This is a genomic window from Streptomyces sp. NPDC030820, from assembly GCF_055572075.1.
In genome coordinates this window covers 75,124-97,947 of the sequence record NZ_JBVIEB010000003.1, presented here as the reverse complement: position 1 = coordinate 97,947, position 22,824 = coordinate 75,124, and the positions used below count along the sequence as shown (strand labels likewise).

General features: G+C 70.4%; 17 protein-coding genes. 4 read left to right on the top strand and 13 right to left on the bottom strand.

The window, feature by feature from the left end; all coding sequences use genetic code 11:
* Nucleotides 1-4: 4 nt before the first annotated feature.
* The 9 genes from ACZ418_RS08885 to ACZ418_RS08845 all read right to left on the bottom strand — a co-directional run bounded on the left by ACZ418_RS08885 (nucleotide 5) and on the right by ACZ418_RS08845 (nucleotide 10,516).
* On the bottom strand, nucleotides 5-409 hold the full coding sequence (locus tag ACZ418_RS08885; RefSeq protein WP_468359189.1) for a nuclear transport factor 2 family protein: 405 nt from the start codon (nucleotides 407-409) through the stop codon (nucleotides 5-7).
* Nucleotides 406-2,589 carry an aminotransferase class III-fold pyridoxal phosphate-dependent enzyme gene (locus ACZ418_RS08880; RefSeq protein ID WP_468359186.1) on the bottom strand — a complete coding sequence of 728 codons (2,184 nt, stop codon included), beginning with the start codon at nucleotides 2,587-2,589 and terminating at the stop codon, nucleotides 406-408. The genes ACZ418_RS08885 and ACZ418_RS08880 overlap by 4 nt, the downstream gene beginning before the upstream one ends.
* Before the next feature lie 99 nt (nucleotides 2,590-2,688).
* On the bottom strand, nucleotides 2,689-4,572 hold the full coding sequence (locus ACZ418_RS08875; protein WP_468359183.1) for a beta-galactosidase: 1,884 nt from the start codon (nucleotides 4,570-4,572) through the stop codon (nucleotides 2,689-2,691).
* Nucleotides 4,569-5,606, bottom strand: a complete 1,038-nt coding sequence (locus ACZ418_RS08870; RefSeq protein WP_468359180.1) for a zinc-dependent alcohol dehydrogenase — start codon at nucleotides 5,604-5,606, stop codon at nucleotides 4,569-4,571. Before ACZ418_RS08870 ends, ACZ418_RS08875 begins: the two co-directional genes overlap by 4 nt.
* Nucleotides 5,603-6,556: an inositol monophosphatase family protein gene (locus tag ACZ418_RS08865; RefSeq protein WP_468359177.1), complete on the bottom strand. Its 954-nt coding sequence runs from the start codon at nucleotides 6,554-6,556 to the stop codon at nucleotides 5,603-5,605. The genes ACZ418_RS08870 and ACZ418_RS08865 overlap by 4 nt, the downstream gene beginning before the upstream one ends.
* Nucleotides 6,553-7,908 (bottom strand): aspartate aminotransferase family protein, encoded by a 1,356-nt coding sequence (locus ACZ418_RS08860; protein ID WP_468359172.1) that lies wholly within the window; start codon nucleotides 7,906-7,908, stop codon nucleotides 6,553-6,555. The genes ACZ418_RS08865 and ACZ418_RS08860 overlap by 4 nt, the downstream gene beginning before the upstream one ends.
* A 165-nt stretch (nucleotides 7,909-8,073) precedes the next feature.
* Nucleotides 8,074-8,685 (bottom strand): GPP34 family phosphoprotein, encoded by a 612-nt coding sequence (locus tag ACZ418_RS08855; protein WP_468359169.1) that lies wholly within the window; start codon nucleotides 8,683-8,685, stop codon nucleotides 8,074-8,076.
* A complete protein-coding gene (locus tag ACZ418_RS08850) occupies nucleotides 8,682-9,287 on the bottom strand; it encodes an HAD family hydrolase (RefSeq protein ID WP_468359164.1) in 606 nt (201 codons plus the stop codon). The genes ACZ418_RS08855 and ACZ418_RS08850 overlap by 4 nt, the downstream gene beginning before the upstream one ends.
* Entirely contained in the window at nucleotides 9,284-10,516 is a 1,233-nt protein-coding gene (locus ACZ418_RS08845; RefSeq protein ID WP_468359161.1) for an MFS transporter, read from the bottom strand. Before ACZ418_RS08845 ends, ACZ418_RS08850 begins: the two co-directional genes overlap by 4 nt.
* Nucleotides 10,517-10,674: 158 nt before the next feature.
* On the opposite strand from ACZ418_RS08845, the gene ACZ418_RS08840 reads away from it, so the two are divergent.
* Nucleotides 10,675-11,439, top strand: a complete 765-nt coding sequence (locus ACZ418_RS08840) for a DeoR/GlpR family DNA-binding transcription regulator (RefSeq protein WP_468359158.1) — start codon at nucleotides 10,675-10,677, stop codon at nucleotides 11,437-11,439.
* Between the two features lie 118 nt (nucleotides 11,440-11,557).
* On the opposite strand, the gene ACZ418_RS08835 is transcribed toward ACZ418_RS08840, so the two are convergent.
* Both ACZ418_RS08835 and ACZ418_RS08830 read right to left on the bottom strand, forming a co-directional pair.
* Nucleotides 11,558-12,352 carry a phytanoyl-CoA dioxygenase family protein gene (locus tag ACZ418_RS08835; RefSeq protein ID WP_468359155.1) on the bottom strand — a complete coding sequence of 265 codons (795 nt, stop codon included), beginning with the start codon at nucleotides 12,350-12,352 and terminating at the stop codon, nucleotides 11,558-11,560.
* Between the two features lie 85 nt (nucleotides 12,353-12,437).
* A complete protein-coding gene (locus ACZ418_RS08830) occupies nucleotides 12,438-12,872 on the bottom strand; it encodes a TIGR03618 family F420-dependent PPOX class oxidoreductase (protein ID WP_468359151.1) in 435 nt (144 codons plus the stop codon).
* A 463-nt stretch (nucleotides 12,873-13,335) separates the two neighbouring features.
* Between ACZ418_RS08830 and ACZ418_RS08825 the strand changes: the two genes are divergently transcribed.
* The 3 genes from ACZ418_RS08825 (at nucleotide 13,336) to ACZ418_RS08815 (ending at nucleotide 16,636) form a co-directional block, all read left to right on the top strand.
* Entirely contained in the window at nucleotides 13,336-15,519 is a 2,184-nt protein-coding gene (locus ACZ418_RS08825; protein WP_468359148.1) for a lantibiotic dehydratase, read from the top strand.
* Between the two features lie 104 nt (nucleotides 15,520-15,623).
* Nucleotides 15,624-16,370 (top strand): thioesterase II family protein, encoded by a 747-nt coding sequence (locus ACZ418_RS08820; protein WP_468359145.1) that lies wholly within the window; start codon nucleotides 15,624-15,626, stop codon nucleotides 16,368-16,370.
* Nucleotides 16,349-16,636, top strand: coding sequence for an acyl carrier protein (locus ACZ418_RS08815; protein ID WP_468359142.1), 288 nt, complete (start codon nucleotides 16,349-16,351; stop codon nucleotides 16,634-16,636). Before ACZ418_RS08820 ends, ACZ418_RS08815 begins: the two co-directional genes overlap by 22 nt.
* 9 nt (nucleotides 16,637-16,645) lie before the next feature.
* On the opposite strand, the gene ACZ418_RS08810 is transcribed toward ACZ418_RS08815, so the two are convergent.
* Complete coding sequence (locus ACZ418_RS08810) at nucleotides 16,646-17,416, bottom strand: thioesterase II family protein (protein WP_468359139.1); 771 nt, start codon at nucleotides 17,414-17,416, stop codon at nucleotides 16,646-16,648.
* Complete coding sequence (locus ACZ418_RS08805) at nucleotides 17,413-22,794, bottom strand: type I polyketide synthase (RefSeq protein ID WP_468359136.1); 5,382 nt, start codon at nucleotides 22,792-22,794, stop codon at nucleotides 17,413-17,415. Before ACZ418_RS08805 ends, ACZ418_RS08810 begins: the two co-directional genes overlap by 4 nt.
* Nucleotides 22,795-22,824: the final 30 nt, after the last annotated feature.

Genomic DNA, 22,824 nt, shown 5'->3' with positions numbered 1-22,824 from the left:
TGCCTCAGTGCTCCCGGCCGAGGGCCTCGACCACGCTGGCGGTGTCGTAGAGGTCCAGGTAGCGGGAGATCAGACCGTCGCGCACGGTGAAGACGTTCATCCACTGGGCTTCGTAGCGTCGGTCGTTGGCCAGCACCCGGGTGCGGCTGATGCCCAGGACGACGACCCGGTCACCCGCGTCCAGGTAGTCGTACGGCACGCACTCCTGCACCTGGATCAGGTCACGGACGATGACGAAGAACTGCCGGAATCCCTCGACGCCCCGGTAGGTGCCCGCCCAGGGCAGGGACTTGGGGCCGTGGTAGACCCACTCGAAGTCGTCGGTGAGGAGGGCCTCGATGTCCGCCAGCCGTCCCTCGTCGAAGAGCTGGAAGAAACGGCGGACGACGTCGACGTTCTGCTGGCTCATGCGGTGCTCCTTGCGGTGGTCGGGGTGCGCACCAAGGCGCGTGCCCGCTCTCCGAGGTGGAAGAGGCCCACCTGGGCGAGGAGGCGGAACGGGGAGGTGCGCGAGAGTTCCCGGGCCGCGCGCATCACCTGGCGGATCTCGTCCTCGGTGGCGACGAGCGGCAGCAGGAAGACGTCGTAGACGACGAAGGCCCTGGCCCGGGTGATCCACCAGATCATCAGGGCGAAGGTCATCCACTCGCCCTCGGGCTCGATGATGCGGCGCAGCGGTCCGGGCACGCGGGGCTCGAAGCGGCCCAGCAGGCCCTCGGCGAAGCGGCGCCCGACGACGCCGGCGGGGCCGGTGTCCATGGCGGCGATCCCCTCGTCCACCAGGGCGGACAGGGCCGCCACCCGCCGGTCCAGGTGCAGCGCGTCGACCTGGGCGACGGCCTGCAGCGAGAAGTGAGCGCCGAGCTGGTGGGCGTGCTCGGTGCGCAGCTCCTCGACGAGCTGCGGGTTGGCGCGGCGGGCGGCCTCGTGGACGGCGTCGGACACGAGGGCGGCCCCGGTGGGGAAGCAGCCGTAGCTGAGCGCCTTCGACAGGCTCATCAGGTCGATCTCGGCCAGCCTGCCCTGGTGCGCGAATCGGGTGCCGCAGCGGTAGTACGAGGTGAGGACCTCGTCGACGCCGACCAGGTACCCATGCCGCTCGCGGCCCTCGGAGACGGCCTCGAGCAGCGGGGAGGGGATGGGCGCGTAAGAATCGGAGCTGCCGTGGACAAGTTCGATCCAGACCAGGCCGACCTCTCCGGTCGCGGCCTCCTTGCGGAACTCCTCGGCGGCGTGCGGCGTGTACGGGTCGATGTAGCGGATGTCCTCGTACAGCGGCCCGAACGGGGCCCGGGTCCGCTCGGCCGCGGTGGCCAGCAGGGACACCAGGGTCTTGCCGCCGTAGTTGTGCTTGAAGACCACGATCCGGCGCCGCTCGGGGCGGGCCAGCCGGGCCAGGATGAGCGCGCTCTCCACCGCGGAGGCGCCACTGACGGCGGGAAAGGTATGGGGCAGCCCGGTGTCCCGGGCCAGGACGCGCTGGAGTTCGGCGACGTAGTCGCGTTCCGTGTCGTGTCTGCGGACGACGTCGGTGAGCGCGTCGACGGGATTGTGGCCGCCCACCCCGAGACCCGCCCCGCACAGCCCGTCGACGAGATCCAGGCGGCGGCCCGAGTCCAGCTGAACGGTGAGCCGCGAACCCTTGGCGCGTACGACGTGGAGGGCGCCGCGCAGCTTGCGGTGCATCCGGACGGTCATCGGGTTGACGTGCCGGGCGTACAGATCGAGGGTGCGCTGCCAGTCGCGGGCGGTGGCCGCCAGGACGCGGTGCACGGGGTGCCCTTCGTGCCAGCGCCCCAGCAACCGGGTCTTGACCGCGCGCATGGCGACGGTGTTGCCCCCGTAGGTGTTGGAGTGCAGGAATCCGGTCGAGGGGGTTGACCAGGGCGCGAACAGGTCGGGGCTGCCCGCGAAGGCGCCGAAGGGCACCTCGTAGCCGGTGAGCGACTCGCCGAGGACGAAGAGGTCGGGCCGCAGGGCGCGAACGGTGTCGGACGGCGGGGCCAGCGGGTCGACGTCCGACAGGTCCAGGGCGATGCGCGTGCCGCGGCCCCGGAGGTCGCGGACGAGCGCGGCCAGATCGGCCACGTCGTCCGCGCCGAGTCGCTCCGTGCCGCGCAGCACCAGGGCGCAGTGGTCGGCACCGGCGGCCGCCGTGCGCAGGTCGGCGATGGTCGGGTGGCTGTGGAGCCCGGGGGCGAGCGCTCGTTCGGGACCATCGCCGAGCGGGTCGGCGCGGCGGGTGAGGGTGCCGTCGGGGTCGAGCACGAGTACGCGTCCGCGGTGCCGGGCCGCGGAACCGGCCGCGCGGTGGCGCAGCAGTTTGACCGCTCCGTGGAGGGCCTCGTACCGCGAGTTGGCGAAGAAGCAGCGGTAGGCGGCGGGCTTCTCGGGCTCACCGAGTTCGCGCAGGAACTCGCTGACGAGGTGGCCCACGTGGGCGGAGTCGACGGTCACGAACCAGGAGGGCATCGCGAAGATCGGATGCTCCTGTTCGATGAGGTCGGAGAGGGTGGCGAGGGTGTCGCGGCCCGCTGGGCGGAACAGGGTGGTGGCCGTGGCGGATGCGACGTCGTGGTTCTGGGACAAGGCGACACCTGGGCTCGAAGCGGGTTCGGGCGTGTTCGTTGATCCAGGGGCGGGCGGCGGGAGAGCGAGGTCAGGTGCGCTCCCCCGCCGCCCGCGTTCTCAGGAGGCCGTCACGCGCAGCGCGTCGGCCTGCTCGCCGCCCCAGCTCAGGGTGACGGCGGCGGTGGCGGGTGCCGTGGGCGTCGCCAGCCAGCCCAGGAGTGTGTCGCCCTGGGAGACGGCCAGCGCCGCGGTCCCCGCGGGCAGCTCGACGGCCCAGTCCCCGTCGGCGCCGGTGACCCGGTCGTCCGCGCCGGTGGGGTTGAAGACGCCGATGAAGCGCGTGCCGTCGGGGGCCGTCCGGGTGATGGCAACGGCCCGCCGGTGGGCGGACGTCCAGCGGGGGGCGTCCGTGACCAGCCCGGCGACGAAGCCGGCGACGGCGCCGTGGGCGGCGACGCCCGCGGCGACCGTGAGTTCGCCGGGTGCGGTGCTCGCGCCGGGGTGGCCCGCGCGGAGCACACCGAGAGTTTCGGCGGCGTCCTGGGCGGTCCGCTGCGGGACCTCGTCGAGCCAGCGCAGCCCGACCAGACGGTGGGTGTCGCGTAGCTGTTCGTGGACGGCCTCGGTGAGTTCCCGAAGGACGGTCCTGCCCTCCCGCTGCCACGCGCCCGCCTCCGCCAGGGCGCGGTCGACGAGCAGGTCCGCGTCGCGGTCGAGCCGGCTGCCGGCCAGGGCGGCGCCATGGCGTTCCAGGAACCGGGCGAGCAGTCGCAGGCTCTCGCTGGTCGGGTTGTGGTCGCCGGCCTCCGTGAGGGGCGCTCCGGGGCAGTACGGCGGGGCGTGCAGGGCGGGGTCGACGCCTTCGGCGCGCAGCCCGTCCGGGTCCATGTCGATCAGCTCGCCCCAGGTGCCCGCCGCGCAGGCGGTGTAGACGCTGACGGTGGTGGATCCGAGCGTCAGGGCCAGCAGGGCGTTGAACAGAGGCGTGCGCGGACCGGCGAAGGTGTCGTCGTCCCAGGTGAAGCCCCAGTTGGCCTCGAGCACATCGGTGTCGCCGAGCAGGATCTCGCCGAGGTGCGTGGCGAAGGCCTCCGGGCTCTGCGCCGGGTTGCCCACCCATTCGGTGTGGCCGATCAGGTGCCGGGAGCCCTTGAGGGCGCGGTGGCGGGCGGCCCAGGCGTCGATGGTGGCGTCCGGTCCCGTGGCGCGGGCCAGGGGTACGTTGGCCACACGGGCGGGGCCCGCGGGGAACAGGTCGGAGATCCAGTCCCACAGGCCGGCGATGGCCTCGCCGGACCAGCGCGCCCACAGCAGCCGCAGTCCACTGGGCCAGTCGGCGAGGTCGTCGCCGGTGCGCGCGGCCTCGTCGGCCAGTCCGCGGGCGGACAGCCAGCGGGCGAACTCCTCGCGGGCCGCCGGGGAGGCGTCCTGGGCGTCGATGGCGATGTGCACGTCGCCGGACATGCCCTCGTTGCCGAGCTGGAGCGCGACGACGGGACCCCGGGGGGCGGCCGTGGGGGACACGACCTCGTCGGCCACCGCCCGCAGCCAGGTGGCGACCTCCTCCTTGACGGCCGGGTCGTGGAGGCTGGGCAACGGCTTGGCCTGGGAGGTGAGCAGGTCGCCGTTCAGCCCCCGGTAGGGCGTGTGGCCCGGGCCGCACAACCGGTCGGGGAGCCCGCCGAGCTGTACTTCCGCGTGGATGAAGGGGCCGGGCTTGACCAGGACGGCCAGGCCGGCCTCGGCGGCGAGGCCGATCAGCCCGACGACGTCGCGCTGGGGGTCGGTCTTGCCGTGGAAGTCGAACGCGCGCTGTTCGCCGTCACCCGTCTCGTGGAACCGCCAGGGCAGGTAGAACGAGACGACGTCGACGCCGAGGGACCGCAACTCCCTCAGGTTGCCGGCCCAGTTGCCCGGGTCGGCCCGGTAGTAGGGGTACTCGCCGATGACGACGGGGCGGTCGGTGCCGGGTATCAGGGCCGTGTTCAACCGGGTGTTCACGAGGTGCTCCCGTCGTGGTCCGGGACGAGGACGACCTTGAGGGCGGCGTAGTCGGCGCCAGGTACGGCGGCGAGGGCCTTGAAGGCCTCGGCGTGATCTTCCAGCGGGAAGCGGTGGGTGATCAACCGTTCCAGCGGGATGGAGCGGGCCAGCTCCACCGCCTTGGGGAAGATCATGCTGTTGTAGTCGCCGGCACCGATGATCTGCAGTCCGCGCTGGAGGATCTCCAGCGGGCGCACGGTCGCGGTGGCGTTGCTGTTGAAGCCCATGACGACGACCCGGCCGCGCTGGGCGGCGTAACCGAGGCTCTGCTCGAGGAGGTTGCCCACGGAGTCGACGACCAGGTGCGCGCGGTGGGTGAGCTCCACGTCGTCCGGGGCGTGGACGCTGATCCGGCCCTCGAACTCGGGGGCGGCGAAGATCTCCCGGTCGAGTGACTGGCGGACCGGGTCGGGCTCGACGACCAGGACCCGGGCGCCGTAGCGGGCGGCGGCCATGGCGGTGACGGCGCCCATCGGCCCGCCACCGACGATCACCGCGATCTCGCCGGGCTGCAGCCGGCCGGCCTCGATGTTGTTGAGGGCGCAGGCGAGCGGTTCGACGACGACCGCCCGGTCGAAGCTCATCCCGTCGGGTATCGCGTGGCAGAACAGCTCGGGCAGGCGCATGAACTCGGCGAAGGAGCCGTCGTAGTCGAGCCCGACCTCGGTTCCGGCCTTGTTGCTGCAGAAGTTCCAGTGCCCTTCGAGGCAGGTGGCACAGCTGCCGCAGTACAGGGTGGGGTTGACGATGATCCGGTCGCCGGGTGCGAAGCGGGTCACGCCGGGGCCGGTGGTCTCGACGACGCCGACGGCCTCATGTCCCATCACGACCCCCGGCTCGGCGGGGAACTTGCCGACGAGCACGCTGCGGTCGGTGCCGCAGATACCGCTCTGGACGATGCGGATGACGACATCGGTCGCCTCGCGCGGTTCCGGCCTGGGCCGGTCGACCAGTTCCAGAGAGCGGTCCCCGGTCAGCGTCAGCGCCTTCATGCGTCCCCCTTGGCGGCCGAGGCGGCGCCACGGCCCAGTTCCCAGCGGATGGAGTCGAGCAGTTGCTTGTGCAGTTCGGGCGTCGCGGCGGCGATGCACGACTTCTGGTTCAGCGGCCCGAGGTCGACCAGCGAGGTCGGACCAAGGTCGTCGCCGTACGCGTCCGTGATCACGACACCGGCCAGCCGGGCCAGGTAGACCGCCGCGGCGATGTCGTACGGGAACAGGTGCAGGATCGAGCCGCGTCCGACGCGCAGGAACTCGGCCTCGGTGTCGGGGTGGTCGCGCAGGATCCGGTTGCCGATGTCGACGTAGGCGTCGAGCTGGCCCGTGATGATGCGGGAGATGGAGAAGCTGGCGCTGTTGAAGACGAACACGCCGCCGGTGTTGGCCGACTGGTCCACGAGGTGGGAGTAGGCCGCGTCCATCAGGTGCATGGGGTGACCGTTGAACTCGATGGACCAGAACATCTTCGCCAGGTCGGTGGTCCGGCTCAACCGCGGTACGGCGGTGGGGTGACCGCCGCTGGAGAGCCCCTCCGTGTCGTCACCGTAGATCCAGGCGCCGCTCTTGATCTCCAGCAGGCAGGCGGCCGTGACGTCGGCGAGGGTCGGCTTGCCGTCGCCGTAGGGGGCGGCCGCGATGGAGACCATGCCCATCTCGAGGCCGGCCGACGTGGGACGAGTGCCGTCGATGGGGTCGACGACGAGCAAGTACTGCGGGTCGGGGGCGAGTTCGACGAAGGCGCCGTCCTCGGTGTAGACGGCGACGGGCACCTCGGCCTGGTCGCGCAGGTAGTCCAGGACGGCCTTCTCCGCCACCTCGTCGACGTCGAACTGGGCGTCGCCTCCCGGGGAGTCACCGTGCACCTGGCGGGCCAGGCCCCGCTGGCCGTAGGTCAGCAGCTCGGCGCGGACGTGTTCACCGAGACCCTTGAGTAGATTCTTCACTGGGCCAGCTCCGCCATGAACAGATTCTCCAGCTTGTCGCATATCTCCTCGGCCTGATCCATCGTCAGGATCAGCGGAGGACGGATCTTCAGGACGTTTCCGTAGCCGTAGCGCGAGGTGCGCAGGATCAGGCCGTGGTCCATGGCCGCGCTCGCCAGGTGGTTGGTGAGCTTGACGGCCGGCGCGCCGTCGGGCTGGCACATCTCGAAGCCGATCATCAGACCGACGCCGCGGACATCGCCGATGGCCGAATAGCGCAGCTGCATGTCGCGCAGCCGCTCGAGAATGTAGTCACCGGTATTCCTGACATTCGCGAGGAATTCCGGCTGCCGGATGATGTCGAGGGTGACGTTCGCGGCCGCAGCGGCAAGGAGATTCGAGCCGTAGGTGAACGAGTGGTGATGCGCGGGGAGCCCGGAAAGGCGGTCGTTGGTGAGAATGGCTGCGACCTGCGCACCGGAACCACCGAGGCCCTTCGCCGTGGTGATGGCGTCCGGCTCGACATCGAAATACTGGGCCGCGAACATGTGCCCGGTACGGCCGATGCCCGTCTGGATCTCGTCGAAGATGAGGGCGATGTCGTGCTCGTCGCAGAAGGCCCGCAGCTTCTGCATGTAGCCCTCCGGCGGCATGATGTTCCCGCCGTTTCCGGAAATCGGCTCGATCAGTACGGCCGCGACCCGGCCGCTGCTCGCGTACTCGATGAAGTCGTCGATGCGGTCGACGCACATCAGGCCGCAGGTCTCCTTGTTCTGCCCGTAGAAGCAGCGGAAGCAGTACGGGTCGGGAACCTGCAGACTGCCCGGGTACAGCAGCGGGAACGGCTCACGCCGGAACGCGTTTCCTGACATCGATGCCATCATCATCGTCTGTCCCACGTGGCTGCGGAACAGCGTGATGACCTCGGACTTCCCGGTGGCGTGCTGCGCCATCTTGATGGCGCCCTCGTTGGCGGACGACCCGCCGGAGACCTTGGGGTGGACGCGGGTCAGATTGGCCGGCGAGGTCTCCACGAGCCGCTGTACGAGCCCGTTGATCGGATCGCTCTGGTACGAGGACGTGAGATGGACCACCTTGTCGAGCTGGTCCTTCATCGCCGCGATCACGGCCGGGTGGGAGTAGCCCAGGCTGAGGTTGAACGTCGCCGAGGCGCAGTCGAGGTAGCGCTTTCCGTCGGAGTCGTACAGATAGACGCCTTCACCCCGCTCCATCTTGAGTGCACTGACGGGGTAATAGAGGTGATCGGTCACAGTTTTGCTATCCATCGTTTCCCTCCCGGGCAGACACAAATCACATGTCTGTTCATTTGCGCGGCCGAGGAATTGTGCCGGTGAAATCCGACTACTGAACACAGCCGCACCACACGGAATGCGGCGAAGATTAGGTGGGACGGAGGGGAATCCGAGTCGCTCGGGATTCGCTCAACGTGCCCACAACAAGAAGATCATATCGAGTCCCTCACTGGCAAGGAGGGGCGGAAATCGGCCACGCAATGTCTCACCATGGGGAAGCGATTTCTAACCCGGAAAAGCCAGAGCGACGGCGGATGCGGCGATCGATCGGCGCACCGCGGCCGAGGCGCAGCGCAGCGCTTGGCCGGAATGCGGCGTACGGCGTTCCAGCAGGGCCACCGCGTCCGCCGCCTGACGGACCATGACCTCGGGCGGGACCGTGGGCCGCACCAGGTGTCCGCGGCGGACGGCGATCAGCAGCACCGCGACCGCCAGGGCCGAGGTGTCCGAGACGTCGGGCCGTTCGGCGGCGCGGCGCACCCGCGCCCTCGCCTCACCGACCCGCTCACCCAGCACGCCGAGCGCAGCAGCGCCGGCGCATTCCTGCTCGACGTACCGCAGCGCATCGGGGCCGAGCCGCTCCACCCACACCGAGGGCGCCCGCGCTCGGCCGGCCGTGCCGACGCGGCGGAGCACCTGGTCCTGGACCACGTCACCCGTCGCGCCGCCGCCACACGGCACGACACGGTCGTCGGACAGCTCCAGCCGCCGCTGGAGCGCGAGTTCGAACAGCGCCGCCCCGACCACCGCGCGTCCGGCTTCGCTCCGGGACGGCCAGGGCCAGCACCCGCCTTCTCCCACACCGCACAGGGCCAGCAGGAGAGGGGCCCGCGTCACCCGGCTCTCCCCTCCTCCAGGGCCGCAGCGAGGGCACCGACGCCCGTGAACACATGGCCGCGCATGCCGACCTCACGGGCCGCGAGAACGTTGTCGGAGCGGTCGTCCACGAAGAGGATCTCTTCGGCGGGCAGCCCCAGTTCGCGGCTGCACCACTCGTAGGCCGCCGGTTCCGGTTTGGCGCTGCCGATCCGGCAGGACAGTCCGACCACGCTGAAGTGCCCGAGCCACTCATGGGTGGCCTCGTAGTGGACGGCGAGCTCCTCCGGGATGTTGGACAGAAGTCCGAGCCGCAGCCCCCGGCCGGCCAGCTCGGCCAGGAAGTCCACGCTCTCCTGGTCGATCTCGCTCCAGCTTGCCAGGTCGGCGGCGATCAGGTCGTCGACCTGTCGGCCGGTGAACGGCGTGCCGAGCCGTTCGCCCACGTTCTTCCAGTAGGCGGGGCCATGGACATCGCCGCGGTCGTACGGCGGGCGCAGGGACCAATAGGCGTCCCAGAACCGTTCTCCGCTCATACCGGCTGTTCGTTCGATCACGGCTTGGGACTCCAGGGACTGCACGCGTGCCAGGACTCCGAACATGTCGAAGAGGACGGCCTTCACGCCTGCACCTCCGAGGGGCTGGTGGCGCCGGCGGAGCCGGGGCTCGACGTGGACAGTCCGTTCGGATCCGGGGCGTTCCTGCGCAGCCAGAAACTGAGCAGCAGGCAGACGCCGGCCAAAGCGAACAGGACGACCGGGAGCGCCTTGACGGCCAGGCTGTCGATGACCACGCCGAGCAGCGGCGGGAAGGCGACGCCGCCGATCATCGACGCGGCCATCACATAGGCACCGGCCGCCGCGACGCTCGGCACCGCCCGGTTCAGCCAGGGCAGACAGGTGGGGAAGATCGGGGCGATGGCGAGTCCCACTCCGAAGTAGGCGTAGGGCGCCGCGGAGGGAACGGTCGCGAGCAGCAGGAATCCCGCCATGCCCGCGCAGCACACGGTGAGGATCGCGGGCGCCGAGAAGCGCAGGCAGAGCGGGACCACGACGAATCGGCCGATGGTCATGGCCGCCCAGTACGCCGACGTGGCGGTGGCGGCGGTCGCGGCGGCATAGCCCACGGTCTCCAGATGGGTGGGCTCCCATCCGCCGACCCCGGTCTCGATCGCCACGTGGAGCACGTAGATGCCGATGAACGCGGCGATGATCGGGGCGACTCTCGCACCCCCGCCGGACGCGGCCTCGGTGACCGGCTCGGGCTCCCGCGTGGCCACGCCGCCGAGAGTGAACAGGATGAGCACGCAGACGGCGGCGACGCCGACGAAGATGCCCGGGTAGTGCTCGGCGCCGAGCCACCCCACCAGGGCGGGCCCCGCGATCGCGCCCACGCCGAAGTGGCCGTTGAGGAGGTTGAGCATCGCGGTGCTGCGGCGGCCGAAGGCGGCGGCGAACAACTGGTTGAGGCCGTAGTCGACGCCGCCGAAGCCGAGGCCGATGACGAAGGTGCCGACGAGGGCCAGGGGCCAGTCGGGCGCGGTGGCGAAGACCACGGCTCCCAGCGCCATGAGCAGGTACGAGGCGCCGAGCAGGACCCGGTGGCCCAGTCGCGCACACAGCACGTGGTAGACGAGCACGCCGACCACCGCGGCGGCGAAGTGTGCACTCAGGCTGAGTCCGGCGACGGCGGGGCTGATGCCGTAGTCCTTGCGCAACGCGGGGATCGCCGGACCGTACAGCGCCTGGAGGGCTCCGATGACCACGAACGCCACGCAGGACGCGGCGATCGCCAAAGTCGTGAGCCGCGGTTGCGGGACCCCGGACGGATCGGGTCTGTGTGCTGTGGACATCGGAATCCTCCAAGGATGGTTGAACGGACATCGATCGTGGGCACAAATAACTCGGCCATGTGAGTCGCCCCCCGATCCTCTCATGATTCATGTTGATTCGAACAGACTATATGTTCACAAACACACGGCAGGTGTGCGGAGCCGATACCCTCGCTGACATGAACGTGATGGAGAGACACAACTTCGTGATCGAGCTGCTCATGCGCGAGAACCGCGCGACCGTCGCGGACCTCGCCCGAGCGACGGGGGCCTCGGAGATGACCATCCGCCGGGACCTGGAGCTCCTGGAGTCGCGCGGCGCCCTGCGCAGAGTGCGCGGCGGCGCGTTGAGCAACGTGCCGGGCGGGGTCGAGCCGCCGTACGCGATCCGCGCCATGTCGGGAGCGGAGACGAAAGAGCGACTCGCGCGCACGGTGCTGTCGCTGCTGACGGACGGCGAGACGATCGCCCTGGACACCGGTACGACCCTGGTGGCCGTCGCGAAGGCCATGGAGAACCGGCACTTCACGGTCACCCCGCTGTCGCTGCACGCGGCCTTCGCCCTGTCCTCCTATCCAGGCATCCAACTACTGCTGCCCGGTGGCCAGGTCCGTTCGGGAGAGCTCTCCTTCTACGGCCACACGCCCGCCGAAACCTTCAAGGACCTGTGCTTCGACACCTTCGTGCTGGGCTGCTGCGGGGTGGACCCGGCACGCGGAGCCACCGCCTACAACCTCGACGACGTGCGGGTGAAACGGGCCGCCCTCGATTCGGCCCAGCGGGTCATCCTGGTAGCCACGGCCGAGAAGCTCGGCCGCACCGCACTCGGGCGCATCTGCTCACTGGAGGAGATCACCCTCGTCGTCACAGACGCGGCACCGGACAACCCGGTGGTGGAGACAATGCGGGAGCGGGGCATTCAGGTGGTCCATCCGCAGCCCTGAACTCCGGCGCCCAGTTGCCCTCTCCGCCCCGAACGAGCCGAAAGGGCCCGTCAGCAAGCTGACGGACCCTCATGCAGGATCGAGGCTATGGACCTCGGCTCGCCGAATCACTGCCGGCTCACGGAACAAACAGGTCCTGAATCTCGGAGGACCAGCTCTTGAAAGTGTCAACGGGTGCTTCAAGGGATGCGTCGTACCGCATCCGATACCACTTCCTCTTGTACACCACGGAGAGCATCGCCCGAGGCTCCGCCGACTTGTTCGGCATACCCCGATGCCACAGCCGCACGTCACGAATGATGATCGATCCGGCCGGAGCGTTGACCCGGAGCGACGAAAGCGCTCTGGACCGGCGGTCCAGCTCGTGTGGATACTGCTCAAAATTCTTGTCGGACAGGAGGTGGGTGCCAGGCCACACCTCTGTACTGCCGTTCTCCGTCGTGAAGTCGTGCAGCAGGACGTTCAGCACGACCATGAACGGGGGCGTGGGCACATCCGTTTCAGCCCCGAACAGCAGTTTGGTGTCTCGGTGAACCTGCTGATGGTCGGACCCGGGTTCGGACACGTTCGATGTGTAGTAGGCAATACGGAGTTCGTCGCCCAGGATCCTTCGCATGGCGTCAAGGGCAAGCGGATGAGCAAAAGCATGGGGATCGCCCAGCAGCCCGGAAAATCGAGGCTGAATTTGGTAGTGCCCGGTTCCGCTGTGGCTCGTCTGGATGCGCTCGCTGTCGCCGGAGTCCCTGAGACTCTCGAAGAGACTCATGTACTGACGCTTCATCGCCTCGACCTCGTCGGGCGCCAAGGCCCCCTCGAGTACGGTGTAACCCGCATCCCGTACCTGGGTCAGGCTCTCTTCGACATGCGCCCTTGAAAGACGACCCGCGCCCCTCTCCGAGTCACTGATGATCACAGTGCCGTGCCCCTTCGAACATGATTGAGGAATTGCGGTCGTTTGATGCGGATGACCGCGAGACGCCACACCGGTGCCACCCCGCTCAGCCGTGGAAGAGGAGCACGCGGTCAGGACGCACTCGTACGACCACACGCTCGTCGTCGGGGCCGTCCCAGGGATAGGGCCGCGTACCACGGTGCCGCTCGTGGAGGAAATCGATGAGTTCCCTGCCGCCGCTCTCGATCTGCGCTGTACCGCGGATCTCCACATAGTGATCCTGATCGTTCGGCGGCGTGATCAGCACCGTAACGAAGGGATTACGCAGAATGTTCTCGTACTTGCGGCGGCCCTTGACGGTGGCGAACAGCACGTCGCGCTCGGTGCAGTGCGCCCAGACCACAGAGAGCTGCGAGCGGCCGTCGGGTTCGACCGTGGCGACCGTGGCGCACGCCTTGGCCTCAAGCCAGAGCCCGACCTCCCTCGGGAGGGCCGTGTTGTCGCTGGGGACCGGCGGCGTCCAAGTGTGGTTCTCCACCACGGCCTTCTTTCTTCGTCGCTTGACCCAGAGGGCTACGCTGCGGGACCGGGAGGCCAGCCCACTTCGCGCCCTTCAAGGGCTCAGGGTTCGGGAAGGACGTACCCGCCACGCACCGACCTGCCGGGAACGGTGACGGCGCCGATATGCGGTACCGGGAGCGCCGATTCGGGCGGCTGACCTAAGGCGCGAATTCGGATCCGGTGGAGGCAAGTCGCCGGATTCGCACGCGCCGACAGGCCACGTCGTGCACCAGAGGCCTCCGAAATTCGCTGTGTATCACTGGTAGCACAGCCTGATGCCGCCCTGGTCGGGTGTCGAGTCACCTGTTTAAGTGTCGTGTCCGCGGGCGGCGGACCATCTAGAGTCGGTCGCCCTCGGAAGACTTGTATCAACCAGGTGAGAGCGGATCGACATGAAGGCGCGTGAGCCCATCCGCAGGTTGCGGCTGACTGGTAACTGGTCCATGTGGGACCTCTCTGGTCTCCGCAGCGCCGGCACCCCGGCCGACCGCGTCCTTGTGGAGCCGGGCCGTGACGGCGAGGAGCTCCTGCACCAGGCGATCAGCGATCCGTGGTTCGTCGCGGCGGTCGCCTGGCAGAACCCCGACCTGGTCCGGGACTGGCTCGGCGCACGGCATCAGGCGGCACTGCGCGGTGAACCCCGTCGACCGTTGAAGCCGTCGCATCAGCGGATCATCGGCTCCTACCTCCAGCGATACGCATCGAAGAACGACGTCATCGGCTTTTCCGGGCCGACAGGTTCGGCGCAATGGGACGATCACGCCGACCGTGACCTCACCGTCGAGCCAGGCGCCTCCGTCACCGGAGAGCCTCGGGTCTGCTTCGAGCCCTGGGCGTTGGAAAAGCTGGTCGAACGCTGGGCGGCCGACGAACGGCTGCGCTGGCACATGCCCGTCGAACGGGATCCGAGTTCCGTGCTCCGCGGCACACGGTTGTTCCGCAGTAACTACCCCGTGGAACTGGACCGCATGGAAATCGCGATCCACCGGAGCGCCGACGGGGTGAAGACCGCCGCAGAGCTGTTCGAGGAAGCCGTCACATCCGGGCTGGCCCCGCGGACCGCCTCGGCCCGCGCCGGGTTCGTCAAGTCGCTGTCCGACCTGGCGAGCCGCAAGATCGTCGACTGGCGTTTCACGGTTCCGCTCCATAACCAGCCGGAGGTGTCACTGCGCGAGCAGGTGGCACGGATCGCGGACCCGGCGGTCCGCGCGGAACTCCTCGCTCCGCTCGACGCCCTGGAATCGGCGCGTGCCGAGGTGACGGCCGTGGCGCGGAACCCCCTGCCGCTGGTCGACGCCCTCTCTCACATGGATGCCGTCTTCACCGCTCACACCGGCGCCCCACCGCTGCGTCGCGCGACCGGCCGTCGGACCGGGCACGGCCGGAGGGTGCTGTACATGGACTCGACACGAGACGTCCGCGTCGTCATCGGTCCGCGACTGCGGGAGGCGCTGGCGGAGCCGCTCGGCCTCGTCCTCGACAGTGCGCGCTGGCTGACCGCCGAGGTCGCGGAACTCGTCAGATCGGCGCTCCACGGCCACCTGGACCGCGCCGACTCGGACAGGAGTCCCCTCTTCGCGGCGTATCCGGACATCGTAGCGGTCCTGAGCCCGGAGCCCGGGGGGCCGTTGGACCAACTCGTCGGCCGGCTGCGTACCACGTGGGCCGAACTCCTCGGAGCCAGTCCGGAGCTTCGCAGTGTCCGCCCCGACCTCGGGCTGCTGACCGAACGCGTGCGGGCGGCGTTCGCGACGGACGGCTACGGCTGGGCCGCCGCCCGTCAGCACACTCCCGACCTCATGCTCGCCGTGGACCGCTGGAAGGACGGTCAGCCGGCCGACTTCCACTGGGTGCTCGGCGAGTTGCACACCGCCATCAGCACGCTGGAGAACCGTGTCTTCACCACGGGCTATTCCGATCCGGACCGGCTTGCCGCCGCGGTCGCCGAGGACTTCGCCGGCGGCCGCGTCCTCGCGGCTTTCCCCCGCCGTTCGCCCCTGATGAACCAGCGGGTGTACCCACCGCTGAGCTGGGACGTGCCCGGCCGGTACCGCTACTGGAGCTGGAGCGACAAGGACACGCTGGCCCCGGAACAGCCCCGGACGCCGGGTGCGGACCTCTGGCTGCTCCGGGACGGCACCGGCGCTCTGCGGGTCGTCTCGTCGAACGGGGCCTTCGACGCCGACGCCGTAGAGGTCCTCGGCGAGTTCCTCTCCGAGGCCGTGGCGGAGCGTTTCGGGATGCTGCCCACGGAGTGGGCCCACCTGCCCCGGGTGACTCTCGGCCGTCTCGTCGTCCAGCGCGAGACATGGCGGATCCGCGCCCGGGAGCTCGACGGGACGTCGGCCCCTCTCGCGGAGCTCGGTGTCCCACGGCACAGCTTCGTCCTCGTGCCCGGGGAAGCGAAGCCGTTCCTGTGCGACCAGGCGAATCCGGTACTGCAGCGGCAGCTGACCCGATCGGTCGGCCGGGCCCTCGCTCAGGACGAGGACGCGGTGGTCACCGTCTCGGAGATGCTTCCCGGATTCGACCAGCTGTGGCTCAGCGACCGGCAGGGCCGCCGGTACACGTCCGAGCTGCGCGTCCTGGCCGTGGACACCATGCCGCACCGGGTCGTGGTGGAGTGAGGCCGTCCGCCACTCGTCGCGGTTTTCTGGGACGTGTAGCGTCCGGTGGCGAGCGATCATGATGGCCCTGGATGTATCACCGAGCGAGAACGGGTGTCAGGGCGATGCTCCAGCCGTGGTTCGTGCCCCTCGTCGATGATCCGGATCGTCCGGTCCGGGTCTTCGCTTTTCCCCAGGCCGGCGGCGGCTGCGCCACCTTCGGCGACTGCGCGTCGCGGCTGAACGACCGGATCGCGGTCTACGGACTCAATCTGCCGGGTCGTCAGGCGAGGTTCGGCGAGCCGCCGAGGACGGATCTGGACTCCCTCGTCGACGATCTCGTCGTCGGCCTGGGCCCGCTCCTGGACCGGCCCTATGTGCTCCTCGGCTACTGCTCCGGCGCGGCGTTGGCCTTCCGGACCGCTCTCGCACTGCGTGCCGCCGGACAGCCAACGCCACTGGGCCTGGTCGCGCTGTCCTTCTCGGCTCCGCAGCACACCGAGCCCGACACCGACCTGCACACTCTGCCGTCGGAGCTGTTCTGGTCGCACATCGTCGCTTCCGGCGGCTTCTCCGAGCAGCTCTCGGCGCAGCCGGAGTTCCGGGAGATCTTCGAACCAGCCCTGCGTGCGGACTATGAGCTGCTCGCCGGCTACCGGTACACACCCGAGCCACCGCTCGACACTCCCATCACCGTCGTGGTGGGAAAACAGGACCACGGCCTGCATCCGGCGGCCGTACTCGGCTGGGGAGCCCAGACCACCGCGACCTGCACGGTGCACATGGTCGACGGCGACCACTGGCTGCTGGATTCCGCCCCCGACGACATCGCGCGCGCAGTGGAGGACACATGCCGGACCAGTTGGAGCTGAGCGAGCTGCTGAGGCGTTCTTTCCGGGCACACCGACCGCAGGGACGCTCGGAGCTGGGCGACGACACCAACTTCTTCGAAGCCGGATACACGTCGGTCCTGCTGACGGCCGTACTCGCCGACCTGGTCACCAAGGGCGTGGAACTCACGCTGGTCGACATGTTCCGTCATCCCACGCTGCGGCTGCTTCAGGCCGAAGCCGCGCGCCGCCACGGCGTCCCGGACCCGTCTCCCACGGCAGACGCGTTGCCGTGGGAGCAGCCGTGACAGGGGCACTCAGCCCAGCAGTGCCAGTTCCTGCCCGATGAGGTCCAGCACCTCGGCGCGGTGGTCCAGGAGGTAGAGGTGGCCTCCCTCGAACAGATGTACCGAGCAGGCCTGGTTGGTCAGCCGCCACCACTGGCTGATCTCGTCGGTTCGCACTTCCGCGTCGTCGACGGCCCCGAGACAGGTCATCGGCACATCGAGCAGGTCGCCGTGCCGGTACTCGTAGTTCTCCACGGCCTCGAAGTCCGCGCGGATGGTCGGCCCGAGGAAGAGCAACAGGTCACGATCCCGGATCGCCGACCGGGACGGTCCCGCGATCTCGTCCAGTCTCTCCAGCAGGGCTTCCTCGTCGAGGGTGCTGGCCGCGGGGCGCCACGGCGGCAGATCGGGTGACCTGAATCCCGAGAGGAACAGGTGGGCCGGCGCGGGTGCGTCACGCCGGCGCAACGTCCGGGTGACCTCGAAGGCGAGCAAGGCGCCCATGCTGTGCCCGAAGAAGGCGAACGGCCGGTCCAGGAGCGGCTGGACCGCGTCCGCCAGAACGGAGACCATCGGCTCGATCCTCCGCAGCGGCTGCTCGGCACGCCGATCCTCGCGGCCCGGAAGCTGGGCCGCCCAGATCTCCACCCCGAGGGTTTCCGGCAACCGCCACTCGCTGTAGGCGAGCGCCCCCGATCCCGCGTGCGGCAGGCAGAACAGCCGCACGGACGGGTCGGGGTGCGCCGTCCTGCGCCGCAGACAGGTGCCGGTTCCCTGCTCGGTCGTCCCTGTGCTCGTCATGCGTCAGCCCTGTTTCCTTGTTCGAGGTGCACGAGCTTCTTGAGCCCGCCGTAGGTGCGTACTTCCAGCAGCAGGCCGATCCCGAGTTCGACTCCGAACACCGTGCGGATCCGCCCGATGAGCTCCACGGCCGACAGCGAGTTGCCGCCGGCATCGAAGAAGTCGTCGTCGTCCCCGCCCGGCGCGGTGCCGATCGTCTGTTGCCAGAGCTGAGCCAGCAGGTGCTCGGGCGGGCGCACGGGGGGCGCCGTCGGCAGCGGGGCCGCATCCGCCGCTTCCGCCGTCGGTTCTGCGGTCGGTACCGAACGAGAGGTCGCGGGTGCGGCGGCCTCCCGAGGACGGACCAGGACGGAAGGTGGCGTGTCACTCGCCAGCAGGGCCATCAGGAGCCGGAGCCCGGCTTCGGGATCGATCCCCTGGCGGTGGGGCCTGACCTCACCGGGCCGCGGTCCGGCGTGGTCGGCCGGGGCCCGCTCGGCAGGCGGCCGGTCCCAGCCCTCACGGAACTCCACCCGTCGCATGGTGAAGCCCTCGACACGGGCGAGGAGCGTGCCGTCCGGGGCGATCAGGTCGATGTCGCCGACGGCGGTGTCGGCCTGCGCGGGCCGGCGGCGGGTGTGGCTGTACAGCTCCGCCGGCAGGTCCGCGTGGAAGACCAGCCGCTGGTAGAGGAACGGCACGTACGCGCCCTCGCCGGAGGAGCGCACCCCCGCGGTCGCCGTGTCGAGCAACGCCGGATGAAGCCGGTGCTCGACCAGGTCGCCGACGAAGCCCGGGAACAGGGCGAGTCGCAGCAGCTTCTCGTCGCCGGCCTGCCACACTTCCGCGATGTTGCGCCAGCGCGGGCCCATCGTGAACGCATCGTCGACGGCGACCCTGTTGTGGGCGGTGCCCGCCGCCGTCAGTCGGCGGCGCAGTCCGTCGACGTCCACGGGGTCCGCCGATGCCGTGATGCCGGCGACCCGACCGGTGACGTGTTCCACGGGAGCCGAGTCCGGCTGCTGGGCCGGGGTTGACGACACGGTGAACGCGTAACCGTTCCCGGAGGCGGTGAAGACCACGCGCAGCTTGCGCGGTCGCTCGTCGGAGAACGGGGCCTTGAACAGCACGTCGGTCAGTTCGGTGGCCTGGCCGGGCGGGGCGAGCCTGGCCGTGAAGAGCGTGACGATCAGATCGACGTAGGCCGCCCCCGGCAGCAGCGGAACGCGGCCGATCCGGTGCTCGTCCAGGACCCAGTTGTGCGCCGGGCCGTACTCCTCCTCCCAGACAAGGGCCGGTGGAGCGACCGGGCCGGGGCGGGTGCCGGCGGCGAGATCGCTGATCAGGTCGGGAAGACCGGACAGGTCGGGCCCGTCGGCGTCCGCCATGCCGTCGCCCCGCCAGACCGGCCAGGCGATGTTCAGAACCCGGGCGGCGCGGATCGGCGCCAGCTGCGCCGCGGCGTCGATGAAGGCGTTGGCTGCTGCGTAGTCACCGCCGCCCACGAGACCGTCCACCGCCGCTCGACTGCCGAAGAACACCGCGAAGTCCAGCATCGGCCGGTTGGCGAAGGCCTCCGCGAGCAGTGCCGTCCCGGCCGTCTTCGGTGCCAGCACGGCCTTGGCGTCGGCGGGATCGCGGAACGCGACCATGCGGTCACCGGCCACGCCCGCGAGATGGAACACCCCGTTGACCGGTCCGAACCGCTCCTGTACCGAAGCGACCACGTCCTCCAGCGCACCGGGCCGGGCCACGTCGGCGGCCGTGGTGAGCACTTGCGCCCCAAGGGCGTGCAGCTCGGCGACCGCCTCGCGGGCGCGCCGCACGTAGGGATCGTCGGCCGCGGCCTCCGGCGCCATCGGGTCACGGCGTCCCATGAGGATCAGGCGCGGCCTCACGCCTGCCGCGGCAAGATGGCGGGCGAGCGCGAGACCGAGCCCGCCGAACCCGCCGGTGATCAGGTAGACGCCGCCCTCACGGAGCACTTCCCGCCGTGGTGCGGGTACCGGCAGGGAGCGCTCCGTCGGCGTCCAGCGGCGGTGCCCGCGCAGAGCGACCAGCTCGGGGGCGTCCGGCTGGGTGAGTTCGGCCGCCAGCCGGGCGGCGCTCACCCGGTCGGCGACGTCGATGACCCGGGCCCGCAGCGCCGGCGCTTCGTCCCGCAGGGTGCGCACGAGTCCGAGCACGGTCGCGCGCGCGGGGTCGAGCGGGTCACTGCCCGAGACGTCCACCGCCCCCCGGGTCAGCACGGTCAGCTCGGGGGCCTGTCCCGCCGGCCGCCGCTGCGCCAAACCGGCGAGCGTCATCAGGCTGAGGCATGCGGCGTCGAGCCCGTCCTGCAGTCGTGAGGAGGAGAACTCGGCGACCGGATCCGTCCCTGCCGCGTGAACGAGGAGCTCCGGCTCGATCCCCCGCCGCTCGAGGGTGGCGATGACGGCCGTGAGGTCCTCCGGCGCCCCGAGCCGCACGCGGAACTCGCCCGCTGTCTCGATCGCCGACTCGCCCGGTCGCACCCTGATGGTGCGGTAGCCCGCGCGCTCCACGGCGAGCAGTACGTCGAGCGCCGGCTCGGGATCGCCCGGCAGCAGGACGAGGGCCGTGCCGCCGGCTTCCGGGGCAGCGGTGTCCACCTCGTGGCCCGCTTCCCAAACGACGAAGCTCGCCACGGCGCCGGAGAGGTCGGCGACGTCCGCCGTGCCCTCCCGCTGCTGTTCCGCGTCGGCCGACGCCGCGGGTCGGTGGCGAGGCTGCGGGACCACCTGGCTCTCCGGTACGGGGTCGACCCAGTACCTCTCGCGGTGGTACGGGTAGCCCGGCACCGGCTTGCGGCTCATCGGCCGGGGCTGGTCAGCCGCCTCCCAGTCGAGCGGAACCCCCGCGGTCCACAGGCGCGCGGCAGCTCCCAACGCACGGGACGCGTCGTCCCCGGAGCCCGCGAGACTGGCCACCGCGAGGCCGTCCTCCTCGGCGACCGCGGAGTGCCGGCGGGCGAACGTCACCAGTGTGTCGCCGGGGCCGGCTTCCACCAGGATCCGGGGGCCTTCGGCCAGCATCGTGTCGAGTGCGGAACCGAACTGCACGGGCAGGGTCAGCTGTCCCGCCCAGAACTCGGGGCTCTTCGCCTCGGCCGAGCCGATCCGCCGGCCTGTCCGGCCCGAGTACAGCGCGAGCGTCGGCTCGTGGACGGTGACGGAGCCGAAGGCCTCGGCGAACCGCTCGGCCGCTGCAGCCCAGCCGGGGTGGTGGAAGGCGTGCGAGACCTCCAGGCGGCGGCATGCGCGCCCGTCGGCGGCGAGTGTCGCTGCGAAGTCGTCGATGGCCTGCGCGGGCCCGCTGACCACGGTCTGCGCAGCGGTGTTCACGGCCGCGACGGCGATGTCCGTCGGGAGCAGCCGAGTGATCTCCTCGGCCGGTGCGGCGACGGCGAGCATCCCGCCGGACAACGGGTGGGCGGCCATCGCCCGGCCCCGGGCGGCGACGAGCGAGACCGCATCCGGCAGGTCGAAGACGCCGGCGATCGTGGCTGCCACGAGTTCGCCGAGGCTGTGTCCGAGGACCGCCTGCGGGCGCACGCCCCAGGCCCGCCACATCTCGGCGAGGGCGTACTCCACGGCGAACAGCAGCGGCTGGGCCACCTCCGGGGAGTCGAGGCCGGTGCCGTCGAGCCAGACCTCGTCCAGTCGCAGGCCCTGCTCCTCGAACAGCTCCAGGCACTCGTCCATGGCCACGCTGAAGGGTCGCACGGTGCCGTAGAGCCCGGCCGCCATACCGGCGTGCTGGGTGCCCTGGCCGGGGAAGAGGAACGCCGTCGTGGCGTCGGCACGGACCCGGCCGTGGACCACCTCCGGCCCGCCACGCCCCAGCGCAGCGGCGGCCGCGGCGGCCGAGGGAGCCACCACCGCCGCGCGGACCGGATGCGGCGTGCGCCCGTGCTGCAGGGTGGCGACAGCGTCGGCGTACTCTTGCTCGTCCACACCCGCCAGGTACTCGGCGAGGTCCAGCCCGAGCCGCTGCCGACCGGCGTCGTCGCGCGCCGACCAGACGACGATGCGGGGCCGGCCGTCGTCGGGCAGCCGCGGCGGGACGGGGCCCTCGGTCAGCACGGCATGCGCGTTGGTCCCCCCGATACCGAGGGAGTTGACGGCGGCCAGCCTCGGCCGGTCCTCCCGCCGCGGCCAGGGCCGCACTTCGGTGACGACCTCGAACGGTGTCCGGTCCAGCTCCAGCTTCGGGTTGGGTTCGGTGATGTTGATGCTGGGCACCATGGTCTGCCGGTCCAGCATCAACGCGGTCTTGATGAGTCCGGCGACCCCTGCCACGGGATTCATGTGGCCGATGTTCGACTTGACCGAGCCGATCCCCGTCCGGCCCGGTCTCAGCGGTGTGGCAGAGGCCGCCGCGTAGGCCTCGGTGAGGGCCGCGATCTCGATCGGGTCGCCCAGGTCGGTGCCGGTCGCGTGGGCTTCCACGTAGTCGATCGAGGACGGGGCCACGTCCGCGCGGCGCAGCGCCGCGGCGACGGCCGCCGCCTGCCCGGTCACGCTCGGAGCGCTGAAGGACACCTTGTCGGCCCCGTCGTTGTTCACCGCGGTGGCACGGATGACGGCGGCGATCCGGTCGCCGTCCGCGAGGGCGTCGCCCAGCCGCTTGAGAATGACCGCGCCGGCACCGCTGCCGAAGATCGTGCCGGAGGCCGCGGCGTCGAACGGGCGGCAGTGCCCGTCTTCGGTCAGGACTCCTCCCGGCGTCCAGAGGTGTCCGTGTCCCAGCGGCAGCTCGATCGTCGAGCCGCCGGCCACGGCCACGTCGCAGTCGCCCGCCTGGAGCGCCTGCGCCGCCACGTGCACGGCCACGAGCGAGCTGGAACATGCGGTCAGCACCGTCATGCTCGGTCCGCGCAGGTCCAGCTTGTGGGAGACGAGCGTGGCGAGGTAGTCGGCGTTGTTGAGGGTGAACAGGACCATCCCGGGCGTCCCGTCGACCAGCTCCGGCCGGCTGGCGACGACATGGCGGAGGTAGCTGTTCGGGCTGGTGGTGCCGTAGACGCCCACCCGGCCCGGGACGGCGAACGGGTCATAGCCGGCGTTCTCCAGTGCGGCATGGCTCGTTTCGAGGAACACCCGGATCTGCGGATCGCAGACCTCGGCCTCGGCGGCCGTCATCCCGAACAGTGCGGCATCGAAGCGGTCGGCGTCCGGCATGAGCGGCACGGCCCGGACATAGTCCGGATGGGCGAGTTCGGCTTCGCTGACACCGGCCGCCGTGAGCGTCTCGGCATCGGGAAACGCGATCGACTCCGTGCCCGAGACGAGGTTGAACCAGAATCGCTCCAGGTCCGGTGCCCCGGGCAGCCGGCAGGCCATTCCGATCACCGCGATCGGTTCGGGGGATTGCGTCACCGCGTGCCTCTCCGTCCTGTTGTTCTCTGC

What these genes read in the sequence shown, in the direction of transcription:
- ACZ418_RS08885 (WP_468359189.1), bottom strand. Translation starts at nt 409, where the DNA reads ATGAGCCAGCAGAACGTCGACGTCGTCCGCCGTTTCTTCCAGCTCTTC.
- ACZ418_RS08870 (WP_468359180.1), bottom strand. Translation starts at nt 5,606, where the DNA reads ATGAAGGCGCTGACGCTGACCGGGGACCGCTCTCTGGAACTGGTCGAC.
- ACZ418_RS08845 (WP_468359161.1), bottom strand. Translation starts at nt 10,516, where the DNA reads ATGTCCACAGCACACAGACCCGATCCGTCCGGGGTCCCGCAACCGCGG.
- ACZ418_RS08840 (WP_468359158.1), top strand. Translation starts at nt 10,675, where the DNA reads ATGAACGTGATGGAGAGACACAACTTCGTGATCGAGCTGCTCATGCGC.
- ACZ418_RS08825 (WP_468359148.1), top strand. Translation starts at nt 13,336, where the DNA reads ATGTGGGACCTCTCTGGTCTCCGCAGCGCCGGCACCCCGGCCGACCGC.
- ACZ418_RS08820 (WP_468359145.1), top strand. Translation starts at nt 15,624, where the DNA reads ATGCTCCAGCCGTGGTTCGTGCCCCTCGTCGATGATCCGGATCGTCCG.
- ACZ418_RS08815 (WP_468359142.1), top strand. Translation starts at nt 16,349, where the DNA reads ATGCCGGACCAGTTGGAGCTGAGCGAGCTGCTGAGGCGTTCTTTCCGG.
- ACZ418_RS08810 (WP_468359139.1), bottom strand. Translation starts at nt 17,416, where the DNA reads ATGACGAGCACAGGGACGACCGAGCAGGGAACCGGCACCTGTCTGCGG.